The organism is Streptomyces sp. HUAS 15-9, from assembly GCF_025642155.1.
GTDB lineage: Bacteria > Actinomycetota > Actinomycetes > Streptomycetales > Streptomycetaceae > Streptomyces.
Genome location: NZ_CP106798.1, coordinates 3,546,305 through 3,563,891 on the forward strand (window position 1 = coordinate 3,546,305; position 17,587 = coordinate 3,563,891).

Here is a 17,587-nt window from a genome sequence, read left to right on the forward strand (position 1 = left end):
TGTCCCGCGACATCGGCATGCGGTTTCCCCCGGCTGTCCCGACGGCGATGCACGCGCGCCCCGGCCTCAGCGCCCCTGGTAGCGCGCCGCGTCGGAACGGGCGGTGCCGAGCTTGGAGTAGAGCTTCTTTCCTGGGCACTGCGTGGCGAACCCGTCCCGATGGCCGGAGATCACGTTCAGTCGTACGTTCTTCCCCTTTGGGTAGAGATTGCCACCACCCGACGTCAGATATGTCTTTCCGCGCGGATTGGCCCCGTAGAGTCCGAGCTTCCACGCGGTGAGTCTGGCGATGGCCTTCACCGCGGCGGAGGCCGGCTTGGTCGAGTCGTAGCTGCCGAGGACCGCGATGCCCATGGTGTTCGCGTTGAAACCGCGGGTGTGGGCGCCCATGACCGCCTTGGCGGCACCCCCGGCCCGGCCCTCGTAGATGTTTCCGCACTTGTCGACGAGGAAGTTGTAGCCGATGTCCCGCCAGCCCATGCTCTTGACGTGATAGCGGTAGATACCGCGAATGACGGACGGGGCCTGTGAGCAGGTGTACTTGTTGCCCCCGGCGCTGTGGTGCACGAAGGCGGCCTTGATCTTCTTCGTGTAGACGAAGCCCCGTTCGCGCAGGCTCTCGTCGGCGCCCCAGCCGTGCCGCGTCACGATCCGGGGGCGCGGTCCGATGTACGGCTTCGCGCTCTGGGCCTGGGTCAGTTCGCCCGAGCGCAGGGCCAGCAGTTCGATCTCGGTGTCCCGCCTGTTCAGTGCGGGGATCTCGGCGGCTCCCAGGCGGGTCAGCGCCAGGTCGGTGTTGACGGCTGAGGCGGCGATGTCACCCAGGCTGTCGGCGCGGGCGACCTCGCCCGGGGGGACGTCGGTCCCCGGGGAGTCGGCGCGGGGCCCGGCGGCGGGGCGGCCCACGGGCGAGGGCTCCGTGCCGGGGTCGACGCCCGGGTCGACGAGTTCCAGACGCAGTCCGGAGGGGAGAAGGGGCCGGTCGGCGGCGCCCCCGTCACGGCCGGGGCCCGCCGCGTCCACGGCGTCCGCGCGCACGCGCACCTCCACGCCGTCCGAGTCCCCCACCCACAGTGGTGCCGTCGCGCCGCGCACCCGGCCGGACGTGCGCTCCGCCGTGCCCGGGTCGGCGCCGTGGTCCTCGCTGTGCGTCTCGACGTCCTGCCAGCCCGACCAGGAGCCGTCGGCCACGTCACGGGTGCGGACCCGGACCAGGCCGTGGAGTTCGGTGTCGGGGTTGTCCCAGATGACACCGACCAGGGAGAAGTTACGTACGTTCCGGCGGTACAGGCCCTGTTCGGGGGCCACACCGTGGACGCGGTCGCGGGTGAGCGGTACGAGCGGGAGCGACTGGGTGGCGCCGGAGACGGCCGGCACCGGGAGTCTCATGGGTGCGGCGGCAGCGGTGGGCGGGAGGGCGAGGGCGGCCGCGCAGGTGACACCGGCCGAGGAGACACCGAGCGAGGAGGTGAGAAATCCGTGCATGCCCCTCATCCTGGATATCTTCATATAATCTTGTCCATTTGGAACTTGACGGGTCGTCGGGTTCCGTTCCCCCGAACCGGTGGCCCCGCCGCGCGGTGCGCCGCCCGGGCGCCGCGTACGCTTGCACGGGTGAACGCCACCGACCGCACCCCTGCCGACCTGCTGCGTTCCGCGCTCGCCGCGGATCCCGGACGCCCCCTGGTGACCTTCTACGACGACGCCACGGGCGAACGCGTCGAACTGTCCGTGGCCACCTTCGCCAATTGGGTGGCCAAGACGGCGAATCTGCTCCAGGGCGAGCTCGCCGCCGGGCCCGGCGACCGGGTCGCGCTGCTGCTGCCCGCGCACTGGCAGACGGCGGTGTGGCTGCTGGCGTGTTCGTCGGTGGGCGCGATCGCGGACGTGGCCGGCGACCCGGCGGCGGCCGACGTCGTCGTGAGTGGCCCGGACTCGCTGGAGGCGGCACGCGCCTGCCGCGGGGAGCGGGTCGCCCTCGCGCTGCGGCCGCTGGGCGGGCGCTTCCCGCAGCCGCCGGAGGGCTTCATGGACTACGCCGTCGAGGCGCCGAGCCAGGGGGACCGGTTCGCTCCGTTCGCGCCGGTGGACCCCGAGGAGCCGGCGCTGATCGTGGCCGGGGCGGAGTACACCGGGGCCGAGGTCGTGGACCGGGCCCGGGCGGACGCGCCGTCGCTGGACCTGACCGGACCCGGCTCCCGGCTGCTCTCGGGGCTGTCGTACGACACGTGGGAGGGGCTGAGCGCGGGGCTGTACGCGCCGTTGGCCGTCGGGGGGTCCGTTGTGCTGTGCCGGCATCTCGACCGGCTGGACGAGGACGCGCTGGCCAAGCGGATCGAGAGCGAGCGGGTGACTGCGTCGCGTCACTGAGGGGGGTGGTGGCGGTTTCCGGGCGAGTGCGGGTCCGTTGTGGCCGGTCGCGCAGTTCCCCGCGCCCCTGAGGGGGTCGCAGTCACCCGTGCCGGGAAGGTCACCCGCACTGAGCCGGGATACGGCTGCCGTACGGCGGCTACCGGTCCGTCGTGGCGGATCGCGCAGTTCCCCGCGCCCCCGAAGGAGTCGCAGTCACCCGTGCCGGGAAGGTCACCCGCACTGAGCCGGGATACGGCTGCCGTACGGCGGCTACCGGTCCGTCGTGGCGGATCGCGCAGTTCCCCGCGCCCCTGAGGGGGTCGCAGTCACCCATGCTGAGCTGGGATGCCGCTGCTGTACGGCGGCTGCCGGTCCGTCGTGGCCGGGCGCGCAGGTCCGCGTGCCCCTGAGGGGGTCGCAGTCACCCGTATGGAGTAGTACCGGCCGCCCCCGCCGCTGCCTCCGGGCCATCGTCGTAGGAGCAGGACGACACGTTCGTACGCCATAAGGGGGTGGCTTGCCCGTGACCGACACCGCAGGTACGCCTTCCTCGGGCACCCTCGGTCCCGGTGCGGGTGCCTCCGCCACCGGTGACGGGCTGATACGGCGGCACCGTCGGCGCTGGACACAGGGTGCCGCCCTGGGAGGTGCCTTCCTGGTGCTCGCGGCGGGCGGCGCCGGATGGGCCGTGTACGCGACGCTCAGCGGCAACATCACGGCCGACGAGGCCGCCGCGGCCGAGCTGGCCCGCTATGAGCGGGAGCGGCCCACCCCGCTGGTGCGCGGCGCGCAGAACATCCTGCTGATCGGGTCCGACACCCGCTCGGGGGCGGGCAACCGCAAGTACGGGCGGGATCAGGGGACGGAGCGGTCCGACACCGCGATCCTGCTGCACCTGGCGGCCGACCGGAAGAGCGCCACCGCGGTGTCCCTCCCCCGCGATCTGATGGTGCGCGTGCCGAGCTGTCGGCGGGCGGACGGCAGCCGCAGCGAGCCCACCTGGGCGATGTTCAACTACGCCTTCGCGGTGGGCGGTTCCGCCTGCAGCATCCGTACCGTGGAGAACCTGACGGACATCCGGATCGACCATCACGTCGTCGTCGACTTCAGCGGGTTCAAGGAGATGGTCGACGCCGTCGACGGCGTGCAGGTGTGTCTGAAGCGGCCCATCGACGACAAGGCCGCCAAGCTGAAGCTGCCCGCGGGAAGGGTCACGCTCGACGGCGAGCAGGCGCTCGGCTATGTGCGGGCCCGCAAGTCGCTCGGCGACGGAAGCGACACCGACCGCATGGACCGCCAGCAGCGCTTCCTCGGCGCGCTGGTCAACAAGGTGCGGAGCGATGACGTACTGCTGAATCCCGTGAAGCTCTACCCCGTGCTGGACGCGGCGACCTCGTCGCTCACCACCGACCCGGAGCTGGCCAGCTTGCGCGGTTTGTACCAATTGGTGCGCGGGCTGCGGAACATCCCCACCGAACATGTGCAGTTCCTGACCGTTCCGCGGGAGTCGTATGTCCACGACATCAATCGGGACCAACTGGTGGAGCCGGCGGCCGAGCGGCTCTTCTCGCGGCTGCGCACCGACAGACCGGTGACCGTTTCCTCGAAATCAGCAACGAAGAGTGGCAATCCGGGCAGGGGCGGCGACGAGAAGAGCGACCCCTCCGCCGAACCCACATTCCACGGGACCACGGCCGCCGAGAACAGCTGCGGGTAAAGCATGCGCCAAGACGACGAACTTATGTTCAGAGGAATGAGGCGGATTGCCCGGTTGTAGGGGCGTGGAATTTGTCACCGGCGTCACCCAACGCTGAACTGGGCGGATAGTGTGAGCGATCCGGTGCACCACGCCACGAGCTCCGACCTGGGGTCGTGCACTGATTGACCGAGACCCGAGCGCCTTGAGGGGGGAAGGCGCCGCGTGGCCCCAACGGAGGATTCGGACAACCGTGGACGCGCAAGGCCGTGGGCGGGCGGACAACATCGACCCCGCAGACCAGTGGGTACTCAATCCGAGCACCGGTGAATACGAACTGCGACTGACTCCTTCCGCACCGCAGTCGGCGGTCCCTGGCCCCCGTAGACCACGCGGTCGCGGCGGTCCCGCCGGCGCGGCGCGCGGCCGCACGCCCGCACCGAGGCGCGAGGAGTCCGAGACACCGAGCCGGGAGGTTCCGGCGCAGCGCAGGCGCCGGGGCGAGCCCGAGCCGCCGCCGGGGCGGCGCACCAGGCGGCCGGTGAAGAAGAAGTCGAAGGCGAAGAAGATACTGCTGTGGACCGGCGGAGTGATGGCCTTCGTCCTGGTCGCCGGGTCGGCCGCCGCCTACCTCTACATCCAGCACCTCAACGACAACATCACGTCGGTCTCCGACGACGGCGCGAGCACCGGTGGCTTCAGCAAGGACAGGGCGATCAACATCCTGCTGATCGGCACCGACAAGCGCACCGGCAAGGGCAACGAGGGCTACGGCGACGCCGGCAGCGTCGGTCACGCCGACACCAACATCCTGCTGCACCTGTCCAAGGACCGGTCGAACGCCACCGCGCTGAGCATCCCGCGCGACCTGATCGTGAACATCCCGGACTGCCCGACGAAGCAGCCCGACGGCTCCGAGAAGGTCATCCCGGGCACCGACAACGTCCGCTTCAACACCAGCCTCGGGCAGGACGGGCGGACGCCCAGCTGCACCGTGCGCACCGTGACCGCGCTGACCGGGATCAAGCCGGACAACTTCATGGTCGCCGACTTCAACGCGGTCAAGACGCTGACCGAGGCGGTCGGCGGCGTCGAGGTCTGCCTGGGCAAGAACATCGACGACCCGGACTCGCATCTGAAGCTGTCGAAGGGAACCCACAACATCTCCGGTGAACAGGCACTGGCCTTCGTACGGACCCGGCACGCGGTCGGCTTCGGCGGTGACCTGAGCCGGATCGGGCTGCAGCAGCAGTTCCTGAGCGCGCTGATGCGCAAGCTCAGCTCCAACTCGACGCTCTCCAGCCCGACGAAGATGCTGAAGCTCGCGGAGACCGGCACCAAGGCGCTGACGGTCGACTCCCAGCTGGACACCATCGGCAAACTGAAGGACCTCGGTATGGAGCTGGGCAAACTCAACCCGAAGAACCTGACCTTCACGACGGTGCCGGTCGTGGACAACCCGGCCGAGAAGGTCAAGGCGACCGTCGTCCTCAACGACTCCAAGGCCCCCGCGGTCTTCCAGGCGATCAAGGGCGACGTCTCCTTCACCGACGTGAAGAAGAAGCAGAAGGCCGCCAAGGACGCCCAGGCTGCCCGGCTCAAGGGCACCAAGGCCGACGCCTCCGAGGTGCGGGTGCGCATCCTCAACGGCGGTGCGGTGGCCGGCAGCGCGCAGGAGACCCTGCAGTGGCTGCAGAACGACGAGGGCGTGCTCAAGTCGGAGAACGCGGGCAACGCTCCGGCGGAGCTGGGCAGGACGACACTCGAGTACGCTCCCGACCAGGCGGCCCAGGCGCGCAGGCTGGCCGCCATCATGGGGCTCTCCGGATCCGCGATGAAGCCCGGCAAGAGCGTGACCAACTCCCAGGGGCTGCCCGCGATGACGCTGACCCTGGGCAAGGACTTCAAGGGTGCGGGTGTGTCCCTCACCACTCCGGCAAAGGCGCCGGATGTTGATAAGTCCACGGCAGACAAGGTGACATGCGCCAAGTAGGTAACCCAACGGGTCCCTCGTGCGTCTAACCCGACGCGGGAGGGACCCGTTGTCAGGCGCAGGGCGGGGAGGGCAGGCAGTTGGCGCAGAGCAGTGTGCGGGGGGAGGTTCCTGCGGTGGAAGACACCATGTCGCTCACACCGAGGGAGCCGAGAGAGCCGAGCGCGGACGGGGGCGGACGGCACGGCGGAGGGCGCCGCGGCGGCGGTCCGGACGGCGGCCCGCCGCGCCGCAGACGGCGCGTGCTGCGCTGGTCGGCCACGGTCCTCGCGGTGGTGATACTCGGCACGGCCGGCGCCGGCTACCTGTACTACGAGCACCTCAACGGCAACATCCGCAAGGGCCAGCGCAGCAGCGGCGACTCCAAGGCGAAGAGGACCGAGCCCAACGCGGCCGGCCAGACTCCGCTGAACATCCTGCTGATCGGCTCCGACAGCCGTAACTCCGACGAGAACGTGAAGCTCGGCGGCAGCAAGGACAGCCGTGGCAATCCGCCGCTCGGCGACGTGCAGATGCTCATCCACCTGTCCGCCGACCGCAAGAGCGCCGCGATGGTCAGCATCCCGCGGGACACCCGGGTCGACATCCCCAAGTGCACGGACCCCGCCACCGGCAAGACGTACCCGGCGACCAACGGCATCATCAACGAGTCGCTGGCCCGTGGCGGCGCCGGCTGCACGCTGGCCACCTGGGAGAACCTCACCGGGGTCTACATCGACCACTGGATGACGATCGACTTCGCGGGTGTGGTGCGGATGGCCGACGCCATCGGCGGCGTCGACGTCTGTGTGAAGCAGAACGTGTGGGACCACCCGACGGCCTCGGTGCCGGGAGGCTCCGGCCTGAAGCTGACGGCGGGCTCGCACAAGGTCAAGGGCAAGCAGGCCCTGCAGTGGCTGCGCACCCGGCACGCCTGGGGCAGTGACCTCATGCGGGCCAGGGCCCAGCACATGTACCTGAACTCGATGATCCGCACGCTGAAGAACCAGAACGTCTTCACCGACACCGGGCGGCTGACGGACCTGGCCGAGGCGGCCACGAAGTCCCTCCAGGTCTCCGAGGAGATCGGCACGGTCAAGAAGCTGTACGACCTGGGCATGGAGCTCAAGTCGGTGCCGACGGACCGCATCACCTCGGTGACGATGCCGAACGTCACGGACCCGCAGAACGCCGACCACGTCGTGCCGGACGCCACCAACGCCGACAAGGTGTGGCAGATGCTCCGTGACGACGTGCCGCTCGACAAGAACGGCAAGGCGTCGGGCGCGAAGAAGAAGACCGGCACGAGCACGCCCACCAAGACTCCCTCGGTCGACCCGGGCAGCCTCGGCGTGCAGGTGCAGAACGCCACCCGCACCTCCACCGAGCTGCCGGTCGGGCAGCGGGCGAGCGCGATCGCCCAGGTGCTCGCGGGCAAGGGCTTCACCAGGGCCGCGGCGGACACGACGGCGACTCTGTCCGCGGACAAGACGGTCGTGCAGTACCCGAGCGCGGATCTGGAGGGTGACGCCCAGGCCGTCGCCAAGTCGCTGGGGATCCCGCTGAGCGCGGTGAAGAAGTCGACCGCCGTGTCGGGTGTCACCGTCGTCGTCGGCGCCGACTGGCGTACGGGCTCGGCGTACCCGAAGCAGTCCTCGCCGAAGGCCGGCGACCTGCCCAGCAACTCCGACGCCATCAACGGCTCGGACACCAAGCAGTGCATGGACGTCTACAAGGTCTACCAGTGGTAGTGCCGTCCGCGTAGCTCACCCGGTGCGGTCTTCGTGCGCGCAGGTGACTCATACATGTCTGCAGAACAATGCGGCGTGCTCGGGTGCTGAGGCCCGGCGCCGGTGGCAGGAGCGGGTGGGAGGGCGGGCAGTGGTGCGGAGCGGTGTGCGCGGGGAGGTGCCCCCGGTCGAGGCGGTCGAGGGGGTCGACGACGCGATGTCCCTCGCACCGCCGGACCAGGACGTGCCGGGTGGCAACGGTGCCCGCAGGCCGCGCGGACGGCGTGTGCTGCGCTGGACGGCGGTGGTCCTGGCGGTGGTGATATCCGGCACGGCATGCGCCGGATACCTCTACTACCAGCACCTCAACGCCAACATAAAGAAGGACGCGCTCAACATCGGCGACGCCAAGGACCGTGCGGCCGAGTCCAAGGCGAACGCGGCGGGCCAGAAGCCGCTGAACATCCTGCTCATAGGCTCCGACGCGCGGAACACCACGGAGAACCAGAAACTCGGCGGCGCCAAGGACACCTTCAACACCGCGCCGCGCGCCGACGTCCAGATGCTGGTCCATGTCTCGGCGGACCGCACCAACATGTCGGTGATCAGCATGCCGCGCGACACACTGCTGCAGGTGCCCAAGTGCACGGACCCGGACACCGGCAAGGTGTACGCGGCGAGCACCTCACTGGCCATGACGAACGACTCCCTGGGCCGCGGCGGGCCCGGCTGCACGGTGGCGACCTGGGAGAAGCTGACCGACATCCACATCGACCACTTCATGATGGTCGACTTCGCGGGTGTGGTGTCCATGGCGGACGCGATCGGCGGTGTCCCGGTGTGCGTCGACGCCGACATCTACTCGCACACCTCCTCCGGCCACGGCTCGGGCCTGAAGCTGAAGAAAGGCACCACCTCCATCAAGGGCAAGCAGGCCCTGCAGTGGCTGCGCACGCGGTACGGCTTCGAGGACGGCAGCGACATCACCCGGACCAAGGCCCAGCACATGTACATGAACTCGATGGTCCGCCAGCTGCGCGCCAACGCCACGCTCAGCAACCCCGGCAAGCTGCGCGACCTGGCCGAGACGGCCACCAGGGCGCTGACGGTGGACACCGGCCTCGGGACGGTGACGCAGCTCTACGACCTGAGCACCGAGCTGAAGAAGGTCCCCACCCGGCGCATCACCATGACGACGATGCCGTGGGTGTACTCCTCGGACGGCAACCGGGTGCTGCCCAAACCTACCGACGCGGCAAAGCTGTTCCGGCTGGTCCGCGAGGACATCGCGCTGGACGGCAAGGACAAGAGGAAGAGCACCAAGACCGAGACGTCCACCGACCCCGCCGCGGCGGACGACAAGATCGCGGTGCAGGTGCGGAACGGCACGCGGAGCGCCACCGAGGCCGCGGTCACCAGCCGGGCGGGCACGATCGCCCAGCTGCTCGTCGGCAAGGGCTTCGACCAGGCGGTCGCGGACACCTCCACGCTGCTCGGCGAGGACGAGACGGTCGTCCGCTACCCGAGCGCCGACCTGGAGGGCGACGCCCAGCGGGTCGCCAAGGCCCTCGGCATCCCGGCCGGTCAGGTGAAGAAGTCGACGGACGTGTCCGGAGTCACGCTGGTGGTGGGCGCGGACTGGCGCTCGGGCACCAAGTACACAGCGACACAGGACGACGACAGGACACCGGAGTCGGCCGACGCCCTCAACGGCGCGGACACCACGGCGTGCATGCACGTCGACCCGGACTACACCTGGTAGTCCGGGCTGGAGCAGGTACGGCGACGCTCGGTCGACGGTGCTCAGTCGGCGGCGAGCACCGCCGGACGGCGGGACGCGATGACCCGCTTCGCCAGCGCCTTCGGGCTGGTCAGGAAGCCCCAGCCCCACGACATGTGCATGGTGGCGAGGGCCACGGGGATCTGCAGCCGGGCCTTCAGTGGCAGCCCCTTGCCCGCCGGGACCGACCCCGCGACGATCGCCGCGAGATAGCCGCCGGGGATCACGAAGCCCAGCGGGGTCAGGACAGCGCCGACCACGATGCCCGCCGCGATCGCGCACACGGCGGTCGGCGGGGCGAGGTAGCGCAGGTTGATGGAGCCCTCGTGGTAGCGGGCGACGACATGCCGCCAGCGGCCGTAGTCCTTGTACTGCTTGGCCAGCGCCTTCACGCTGGGGCGCGGCCGGTACGACACCCTCAGCTCCGGCGAGAACCAGATCAGCCCGCCGGCCTCACGGATGCGGAAGTTCAGCTCCCAGTCCTGGGCGCGGACGAACTCCTCGTTGTAGCCGCCCTGCCGCTCGAGGGCCTCGCGCCGGAAGACGCCGAGGTAGACGGTCTCGGCCGGGCCCGCCTCGCCACCGGTGTGGAAGGCCGCGTTGCCGACGCCGATCTTCGAGGTCATCGCGGCCGCGACCGCGTGCTCCCAGTCGTTCTCGCCCTCGGCGTGCATGATGCCGCCGACGTTCTGCGCGCCGGTCTCCTCCAGGAGTCGTACGGCGGTGGCGATGTAGTTCGGCGAGAGGATGCCGTGGCCGTCGACACGTACCACGATCGGGTGGCTGGATGCCTTGATGGCCGCGTTGAGTGCGGCGGGCGTACGGCCTGTCGGGTTCGGAACGGTGTGCACGCGCGGGTCTTCACGAACGAGCTCGGCGGCGATCTCGTCCGTGCGGTCCGTGGACGGACCGAGGGCGATCACGACCTCCATCTCGCCGGCGTACTCCTGCGCGAGGATCGCTTGGACGGCCCCGCGCAGATGCCGCTCCTCATTGAGGACGGGCATGATCACAGAAACTGCGGGGAGCCGCACGTCGGGCTTGGCGTTCATAGGGGGCTCACGTTACCGCGAACGGGGGACACCGTTGCGCGCCACCGGTCCACTGCCTCGGGCCGGAGATCGTATGGGCCTACGGTGCTCAGGATCCCACGTACGGCCCCGGGGCCACGGCCCGAGCGGAGGTTTCCCCATGCCCGCCACGCCGCCACGCTCCCCGGCACGGCCGCAGCGCCGTCCACAGCCGCCACCCCGGCCCGCGCGTGCGCCGGTGCGGCCCGTACGGCGGAAGCGGCCGCGCTGGGCCATGCGGGCGGTGACGACCCTGTCCGTGGTGGTGCTCGCGTCCGCCGGGATCGGGCACGCGGTGGTCACCAGCCTCGACGCGGACATCGCCCGGGTCGACCCGTTCCGGGACATGAAGAACCGCCCGCAGGCGGGGCACGGCATGAACGTGCTGCTGGTGGGCACGGACGGCCGCGACAGGGTCACCGAGCAGGAGCGGCGGAAGTACCGGCTCGGCGGGGCGCCGTGCCACTGCACCGACACGATCATGATCGTGCACATCTCGGAGGACCGGGAGCGGGCCAGCGTGGTGAGCCTGCCCCGCGACTCGTACGCCGAGCTGCCCGAGCACGTCGACGAGACCACCGGCGCCCGCCACGGCCCCCACCCGATCAGGATCAACGCGGCGTACGCGGAGGGCGGGCCGCAGCTGACCGTGCGCACGGTCGAGAACATGACCCATGTGAAGATCGACCACTATCTGGAGGTCGACTTCACCACCTTCATGAAGACCGTGGACGTCCTCGGCGGGGTCAAGATCTGTACGACGAAGCCGCTCAAGGACTCCTACACCGGCCTCGACCTCGCGGCCGGCACCCACACGCTGATGGGCGGACAGGCCCTGCAGTACGTCCGCTCGCGGCACATCGACGGGGCGAGCGACCTGGGCCGGATGAAGCGCCAGCAGCGGTTCCTGGCGGCGCTGATCGAGCGGGCGACCTCGTCCGGGGTGCTGCTGAACCCGCTGAAGTTCCGTGACGTGACACGGGCCATGCTGGGGTCGGTGCGGGCGGACCAGGGCTTCGGCACCGACGAGCTGCTGGACCTCGGCCGTGCGATGCGGAACTTCTCCCCGTCGTCCTCCGAGTTCATGACGGTCCCGATCGGCCGGCTGGGATACGTCGTACCGGGCATCGGCTCGACCCTGAAGTGGGACCAGCCCAAGGCGGACCAGCTGTTCCGGTCCCTGCGCGACGACAAGCCGCTGGCCGTGAACCGTCCGCCGGGCATCCGGGCCGAGACGGTGGACGTGGCCCCGCAGCAGATCCGTGTGCAGGTGGAGAACGGCACCGGTACCGCCGGTCTGGCCAAGCGCGTCGACACGGCCCTGGCCGCGACCGGCTTCGCCACCACCCACCGGCCCGCGACCTCGAGGGAGCACTCCGTACGACGGACGGTGATCGTCTACGACCCCCGCTGGGACCGCTCGGCCAGATCCCTGGCGGCGGCGCTCCCGGGCAGCGAGCTGCGGCCGGAACCCGGGCGGGGGCCGCTCCTGAAGGTGATCGCCGGGTCCGACTTCAAGGACGTACGCAAGGTGAAGCCGGAGGACCCGCCCGAGGAGGAGTCCCAGGCGGTACGGGGGGACGAGGTGGTGTGCGGGGCGTAGTGGCGATGTGCGGGCCGGTCAGTCCTCGTACCCCTGCGCCGCGCGCTTCTCGCGCAGTTCCTTGATCTCCTTGCGGCGGGCCAGGCGGTGGGTGCGGCGGATCTGGGCCTCCTGGTAGCGGCGCTTGTCGCGTTCGGTCTCCGGGAGGACCGGGGGGACCCGGCGGGGCTTGCCGTCCGCGTCGACCGCCGCGAAGACCAGATACGCGGAGCCGACCTGGGTGGGCGGGGCCGACTCGTTCCAGCGTTCCGCGAGGACCCGTACGCCGACCTCCATCGAGGTCCGGCCGGTCCAGTTGACCTGTGCCTTCACATGGACCAGATCGCCGACGCTCACCGGCTCCAGGAACGCCATCTCGTCCATGGACGCGGTGACGGCGGGACCGCCGGAGTGGCGCCCGGCCACGGCGCCCGCCGCGTCGTCCACCAACTTCATGATCACGCCACCGTGCACCGTGCCCAGCAGGTTGGTGTCGTTGTGGGTCATGATGTGGCTGAGGGTGGTACGGGACGCCGAGGTGGCCTTGCCCGGTATGTCCATTCCGTCCGCGTCCACGGGGGAAACCTGGTCTGTCATGACCCCCACCTTATGCCGAAGTGACATTCGGGGAATTTGTGTCAGCTTCGCAACAGCACTGCCCTGATTTTCCGATGACCCTTGTAAGGGACACGGCCCCGCCCTGCACACTGGGGCGCATGAACGATTGGCCCGAGGCATGGTCCGACGAAAACCGCGGCAACCGGTACGGACGCGGTAGCGCCAGCGCGCACCCCGAGGGCGCCCGCGTGATGCGCCAGGTCCGGCGCGGCCCGGCGGCCCCGCCCGGGCAGGGCGGGTACGGCGCCGGTGTCCCGCAGCAGCCGTCGTACGTCGACGGCCAGGGGTACGACGACGGCTACGACAGCGGCTACAACACCGGCCAGGTGTACGGCGGCGGTGGCGGCGGCTTCGTCCCCAACGACAACGACATGGACCCGGACGTCGGTCAGTACCGGCCCCGGCCGAACTGGCGCAAGCGCCTCAAGTGGACGGCGATCACCCTCACCACTGTGCTGGTCGTCACATCCGTGGCGACCTACTTCTGGGCCGACTCCAAGCTCCACCGCGACGTCGACCTGTCGAAGGTCATCGACCGCCCGGAGACGGGCGAGGGCACCAACTACCTCATCGTCGGCTCCGACAGCCGCAAGGGCATGTCGGCCGCGGACAAGAAGAAGCTGCACACCGGCTCCGCCGAGGGCCAGCGCACCGACTCGATGATGATCCTGCACGTCGGCGACAACGGCGACACGCTGATCTCGCTGCCGCGTGACTCCAACGTCACGATCCCGAAGTTCCAGGGCTCGGAGTCCGGCAAGATCAAGGGCCCGCTCGGTACGAACAAGCTGAACGCGGCGTACGCCTTCGACGGCCCGACGCTTCTCGTGCGCACGATCGAGTACAACACCGGTCTGCACATCGACCACTACGTGGAGATCGGCTTCGCCGGCTTCGCGAACATAGTCGACGCCGTCGGCGGGGTCGAGATCGACATCGACAAGGGCTTCAAGGACAAGTACTCGGGCGCGGACTTCAAGGCCGGCAAGCAGACGCTGAACGGCGAGGAGGCGCTGGCCTTCGTGCGCACCAGGCACGCCTTCGCGGCCAGTGACCTGCAGCGCACCAAGAACCAGCAGAAGTTCCTGTCGGCCCTGGCCCACCAGGTGGCCACGCCGTCGACGGTCCTGAACCCCTTCAAGTTCTATCCGACCATGGGCGCGGGCCTCGACTCCCTCACGGTGGACAAGGACATGAGCCTGTGGGACCTGGCCTCCATGTTCTGGGCGATGAAGGGCGTCAGCGGCGGTGCCGGCAAGTCGATGAACATGCCGGTCTCCGGCTCCTCGGGCGGCAACCTCGTCTGGGACAAGGCGAAGGTCAAGACCCTGGTGGACGAACTGAAGAACGACGACCCGGTCACCGTCTCCGGCAACTGAGCCGTACCGGCCACGAGATCGCCACATGGGGAAGGGCCGGGCGCCCTTCCCCATCGGTGTTCCGGAAGGACCGCGACGCGGTCACATGCGCGCGCCCGCCATCGTGCGGCACGTCTCGGCACAGCGACGACACGCCTCCGCGCAACGCATCATCTGCGGGTCGTCGGGCATCGACATACACGCCTCGGCGCACATGTCGCACGCCTTGGCACACATCGCGCACATCTCGGCGGACATGGGCGAGCGGCGCATCATCATGTCCGCGCACATACGGGTCGTCTCGGAGCAGTCCATGAGCGCGCGCATGATCTGCATCTGGGCCTGCCCACCCATCTGCATGCAGGAGCTCATCGTCTCCTCGCACGTGGCGTGGCAGGACATGCAGGCCTCGACGCAGTCCTGCATCTCCTTGCTCATGGCGCTCATGGTTCCGGGCTGGGTCATGGCTCCTCCTGAGAGGGAGAGGGGCCCTGGGCGGGCCCCGCGTGCTTCCGTCCTACGCCCGACCGCCGGGTAGTGCCATTCGTACGACGGCTCCCGCGACGGCTCCCCGCGCCCGACGAGCGGAAGGCGCCCCGCGGGGCGCCTTCCTCGAACTCCTGCAACTGCCGCCTACGGCAGGTTCCTTGCCATCACGATCCGCTGAACTTGGTTCGTGCCCTCATAAATCTGCGTGATCTTGGCGTCGCGCATCATCCGCTCCACCGGGTAGTCCCGCGTGTAGCCGTAGCCGCCGAGGAGCTGGACCGCGTCCGTGGTGACCTCCATCGCCACGTCCGAGGCGAAGCACTTGGCGGCCGCGCCCTGGAAGGTGAGGTCGCGGTCGCCGCGCTCGGACTTGGCCGCGGCCGCGTAGGTCAGCTGGCGGGCGGCCTCGATCTTCATGGCCATGTCGGCGAGCATGAACTGGATGCCCTGGAAGTCGGCGATCGGCTTGCCGAACTGCTTGCGCTCCTGGACATAGCCCTTGGCGTAGTCGAAGGCGCCCTGCGCCACGCCGAGCGCCTGGGCGGCGATCGTGATGCGGGTGTGGTCCAGGGTCTTCATCGCGGTGGCGAAGCCGGTGCCCTCCTCGCCGATGATGCGGTCGGCGGGGATGCGGACGTTGTCGAAGTAGACCTCGCGGGTCGGCGAGCCCTTGATGCCGAGCTTCTTCTCCGGCGCGCCGAAGGAGACGCCCTCGTCCGACTTCTCGACGACGAAGGCCGAGATGCCCTTGGTGCGCTTGGACGGGTCGGTCACCGCCATGACGGTGTAGTACTCGGAGACGCCGGCGTTGGTGATCCAGCGCTTGACGCCGTTGAGGACGTAGTGGTCGCCGTCGCGGACCGCCTTCGTCGTCATGCCGCCCGCGTCCGAGCCCGCCTCCGGCTCGGAGAGGCAGTACGAGAACATCCCGTCGCCCTTGGCCAGCGGCGACAGGTACTTCTTCTTCAGGTCCTCGGACCCGGAGAGGATCACCGGGAGAGAACCCAGTTTGTTCACCGCGGGGATGAGGGAGGAGGAGACGCAGGCGCGTGCCACCTCCTCGATCACGATCACGGTGGCCAGGGCGTCCGCGCCCGCACCGCCGTACTCCTCGGGTACGTGCACGGCGTGCAGGTCGCCCGCGACCAGGGCGTCCAGTGCCTCCTGCGGGAAGCGTGCCTCCTCGTCGACCGCGGCGGCGAACGGCGCGATCTTAGCCTCGACCAGCGAACGGACGGCGTCGCGGAGCATGTCGTGCTCCTCGGACGGGCGGTACAGGTCGAAGTCAGCCGATCCGGCCACGGTCTCTCACGCTCCAAAGACGCAGTGATACTGACGCTAATTACCGTTAAGTAACTCAAATTTTAAAGGGCCTCCCGCGGCCCGCCTACGTGACCTTGGCGACAGCCGGGAAAATGCCCGGTGGGCGGCCCGACTATGCTCGGCTCCGCACTGAGACGTACCCGATCTGGAGCACTCCATGAGCCTGAAGATCACCGTGATCGGCACCGGCTACCTCGGCGCCACGCACGCCGCGGCCATGGCCGAGCTCGGTTTCGAGGTACTGGGACTGGACGTCGTACCCGAGAAGATCGCGATGCTGGAGCGCGGCGAGACCCCGATGTACGAGCCGGGGCTCGACGAGCTGCTGCGCAGGCATGTCGCCGGTATCGAGGGTTCCTCCGGGAGACTCCGGTTCACCATGGACTGGGCCGAGGTGGCCGAGTTCGGCGATGTCCACTTCGTGTGTGTGAACACCCCGCAGAAGCACGGCGAGTACGCGGCGGACATGTCGTACGTCGACGCCGCCATCGCCTCCCTCGCCCCCCATCTGACCGGCCCCGCGCTCGTGGTCGGAAAGTCCACCGTGCCCGTCGGCTCCGCGAACCGGCTCGCCGCCTACCTGGAGGAGCACGCGCCCGCCGGTGCCGACGCCGAGCTGGCCTGGAACCCGGAGTTCCTGCGAGAGGGCTTCGCCGTCGAGGACACCCTGCACCCCGACCGGATCGTGGTGGGCGTGCGCAGCGAGCGGGCCGAGAAGCTGCTGCGCGAGGTGTACGCCACCCCGATGAGCGAGGGCACGCCGTTCGTGGTGACCGACTTCCCGACCGCCGAGCTGGTGAAGACCTCCGCGAACTCCTTTCTGGCCACGAAGATCTCCTTCATCAACGCCATGGCGGAGGTGTGCGAGGCGGCCGGCGGCGACGTCGCCAAGCTGGCGGAGGCCATCGGGTACGACGACCGGATCGGCAAGAAGTTCCTGCGCGCCGGGATCGGGTTCGGCGGCGGCTGTCTGCCGAAGGACATCCGGGCGTTCATGGCGCGCGCCGGTGAGCTGGGCGCGGACCAGGCGCTGACCTTCCTGCGGGAGATCGACTCCATCAACATGCGCCGGCGCGGGCAGATGGTGGAGATGGCCCGGGAGGCGCTCGGCGGGGGTTCCTTCCTCGGCAAGCGGGTCGCGGTCCTCGGCGCCACCTTCAAGCCCGACTCGGACGACGTCCGGGACTCGCCCGCGCTCAATGTGGCGGGCCAGATCCATCTGCAGGGCGGCCAGGTCACGGTGTACGACCCGAAGGGCATGGACAACGCCCGCCGCGTCTTCCCGACGCTGGGGTACGCCGACTCCGCGCTCACCGCCGTCCGGGGTGCCGACGTCGTGCTGCACCTCACGGAGTGGCGGGAGTTCCGTGAGCTGGACCCGGCGGCGCTGGGCGAGGTCGCGGCGGGCCGGGTGATCCTCGACGGGCGCAACACCCTCGACCCGGAGCACTGGCGGCGGGCCGGATGGACGTACCGGGCGATGGGGCGTCCGACCGCCTGATATCCCGGCGGCAGGGTGACGCCGGTTCGGCCGAGGCTCAGTCGGCCGAACCGGCGTCCTGTTGCATTCTGCACCACGGGGCCACCGGATGGCCGACGAACCACCTGTGGGTTACC

At 69.6% G+C, this 17,587-nt stretch carries 13 protein-coding genes; 8 read left to right on the plus strand and 5 right to left on the minus strand.

Annotated elements, in window-relative coordinates:
* Positions 1-66: 66 nt before the first annotated feature.
* Positions 67-1,485, minus strand: coding sequence for a peptidoglycan recognition protein family protein (locus N8I87_RS16195; protein WP_263209474.1), 1,419 nt, complete (start codon positions 1,483-1,485; stop codon positions 67-69).
* A gap of 129 nt (positions 1,486-1,614) precedes the next feature.
* Here N8I87_RS16195 and N8I87_RS16200 point away from each other — a divergent pair, with 129 nt between their 5' ends.
* The 5 genes from N8I87_RS16200 (at position 1,615) to N8I87_RS16220 (ending at position 9,512) form a co-directional block, all read left to right on the plus strand.
* On the plus strand, positions 1,615-2,370 hold the full coding sequence (locus tag N8I87_RS16200; RefSeq protein WP_263209475.1) for a TIGR03089 family protein: 756 nt from the start codon (positions 1,615-1,617) through the stop codon (positions 2,368-2,370).
* Between the two features lie 505 nt (positions 2,371-2,875).
* Positions 2,876-4,069 carry an LCP family protein gene (locus N8I87_RS16205; protein WP_263209477.1) on the plus strand — a complete coding sequence of 398 codons (1,194 nt, stop codon included), beginning with the start codon at positions 2,876-2,878 and terminating at the stop codon, positions 4,067-4,069.
* A 232-nt stretch (positions 4,070-4,301) separates the two neighbouring features.
* Positions 4,302-6,041 carry an LCP family protein gene (locus tag N8I87_RS16210; RefSeq protein WP_263209479.1) on the plus strand — a complete coding sequence of 580 codons (1,740 nt, stop codon included), beginning with the start codon at positions 4,302-4,304 and terminating at the stop codon, positions 6,039-6,041.
* Positions 6,042-6,169: 128 nt separating this feature from the next.
* Complete coding sequence (locus N8I87_RS16215) at positions 6,170-7,771, plus strand: LCP family protein (protein WP_263209481.1); 1,602 nt, start codon at positions 6,170-6,172, stop codon at positions 7,769-7,771.
* A gap of 196 nt (positions 7,772-7,967) precedes the next feature.
* Positions 7,968-9,512 carry an LCP family protein gene (locus tag N8I87_RS16220; protein WP_263216502.1) on the plus strand — a complete coding sequence of 515 codons (1,545 nt, stop codon included), beginning with the start codon at positions 7,968-7,970 and terminating at the stop codon, positions 9,510-9,512.
* A 41-nt stretch (positions 9,513-9,553) separates the two neighbouring features.
* Here the strand turns inward: N8I87_RS16220 and N8I87_RS16225 are convergent, their stop codons facing one another.
* Positions 9,554-10,582 (minus strand): glycosyltransferase family 2 protein, encoded by a 1,029-nt coding sequence (locus N8I87_RS16225; RefSeq protein ID WP_263209483.1) that lies wholly within the window; start codon positions 10,580-10,582, stop codon positions 9,554-9,556.
* A 139-nt stretch (positions 10,583-10,721) separates the two neighbouring features.
* Between N8I87_RS16225 and N8I87_RS16230 the strand changes: the two genes are divergently transcribed.
* The gene (locus N8I87_RS16230) at positions 10,722-12,203 is read left to right on the plus strand and encodes an LCP family protein (protein ID WP_263209485.1); all 1,482 of its coding nucleotides are present in this window, start codon (positions 10,722-10,724) and stop codon (positions 12,201-12,203) included.
* An 18-nt stretch (positions 12,204-12,221) separates the two neighbouring features.
* Here the strand turns inward: N8I87_RS16230 and N8I87_RS16235 are convergent, their stop codons facing one another.
* Positions 12,222-12,779, minus strand: coding sequence for an acyl-CoA thioesterase (locus tag N8I87_RS16235; RefSeq protein WP_263209486.1), 558 nt, complete (start codon positions 12,777-12,779; stop codon positions 12,222-12,224).
* 119 nt (positions 12,780-12,898) lie between these two features.
* On the opposite strand from N8I87_RS16235, the gene N8I87_RS16240 reads away from it, so the two are divergent.
* Positions 12,899-14,179, plus strand: a complete 1,281-nt coding sequence (locus N8I87_RS16240; RefSeq protein ID WP_263209487.1) for an LCP family protein — start codon at positions 12,899-12,901, stop codon at positions 14,177-14,179.
* An 81-nt stretch (positions 14,180-14,260) separates the two neighbouring features.
* Here N8I87_RS16240 and N8I87_RS16245 read toward each other — a convergent pair whose 3' ends face one another.
* Positions 14,261-14,623: a four-helix bundle copper-binding protein gene (locus N8I87_RS16245; RefSeq protein ID WP_263209489.1), complete on the minus strand. Its 363-nt coding sequence runs from the start codon at positions 14,621-14,623 to the stop codon at positions 14,261-14,263.
* Positions 14,624-14,791: 168 nt separating this feature from the next.
* Positions 14,792-15,949 (minus strand): acyl-CoA dehydrogenase, encoded by a 1,158-nt coding sequence (locus N8I87_RS16250; protein WP_263209491.1) that lies wholly within the window; start codon positions 15,947-15,949, stop codon positions 14,792-14,794.
* 178 nt (positions 15,950-16,127) lie between these two features.
* Here N8I87_RS16250 and N8I87_RS16255 point away from each other — a divergent pair, with 178 nt between their 5' ends.
* The gene (locus N8I87_RS16255; RefSeq protein ID WP_263209493.1) at positions 16,128-17,471 is read left to right on the plus strand and encodes a UDP-glucose dehydrogenase family protein; all 1,344 of its coding nucleotides are present in this window, start codon (positions 16,128-16,130) and stop codon (positions 17,469-17,471) included.
* Positions 17,472-17,587 lie beyond the last annotated feature (116 nt).

Bases quoted from the DNA above. Each gene is read 5' to 3' on its own strand.
- N8I87_RS16195 (WP_263209474.1), bottom strand. From the start codon at position 1,485: ATGCACGGATTTCTCACCTCCTCGCTCGGTGTCTCCTCGGCCGGTGTC.
- N8I87_RS16235 (WP_263209486.1), bottom strand. From the start codon at position 12,779: ATGACAGACCAGGTTTCCCCCGTGGACGCGGACGGAATGGACATACCG.
- N8I87_RS16240 (WP_263209487.1), top strand. From the start codon at position 12,899: ATGAACGATTGGCCCGAGGCATGGTCCGACGAAAACCGCGGCAACCGG.
- N8I87_RS16215 (WP_263209481.1), top strand. From the start codon at position 6,170: ATGTCGCTCACACCGAGGGAGCCGAGAGAGCCGAGCGCGGACGGGGGC.
- N8I87_RS16230 (WP_263209485.1), top strand. From the start codon at position 10,722: ATGCCCGCCACGCCGCCACGCTCCCCGGCACGGCCGCAGCGCCGTCCA.
- N8I87_RS16255 (WP_263209493.1), top strand. From the start codon at position 16,128: ATGAGCCTGAAGATCACCGTGATCGGCACCGGCTACCTCGGCGCCACG.
- N8I87_RS16220 (WP_263216502.1), top strand. From the start codon at position 7,968: ATGTCCCTCGCACCGCCGGACCAGGACGTGCCGGGTGGCAACGGTGCC.
- N8I87_RS16225 (WP_263209483.1), bottom strand. From the start codon at position 10,582: ATGAACGCCAAGCCCGACGTGCGGCTCCCCGCAGTTTCTGTGATCATG.
- N8I87_RS16245 (WP_263209489.1), bottom strand. From the start codon at position 14,623: ATGACCCAGCCCGGAACCATGAGCGCCATGAGCAAGGAGATGCAGGAC.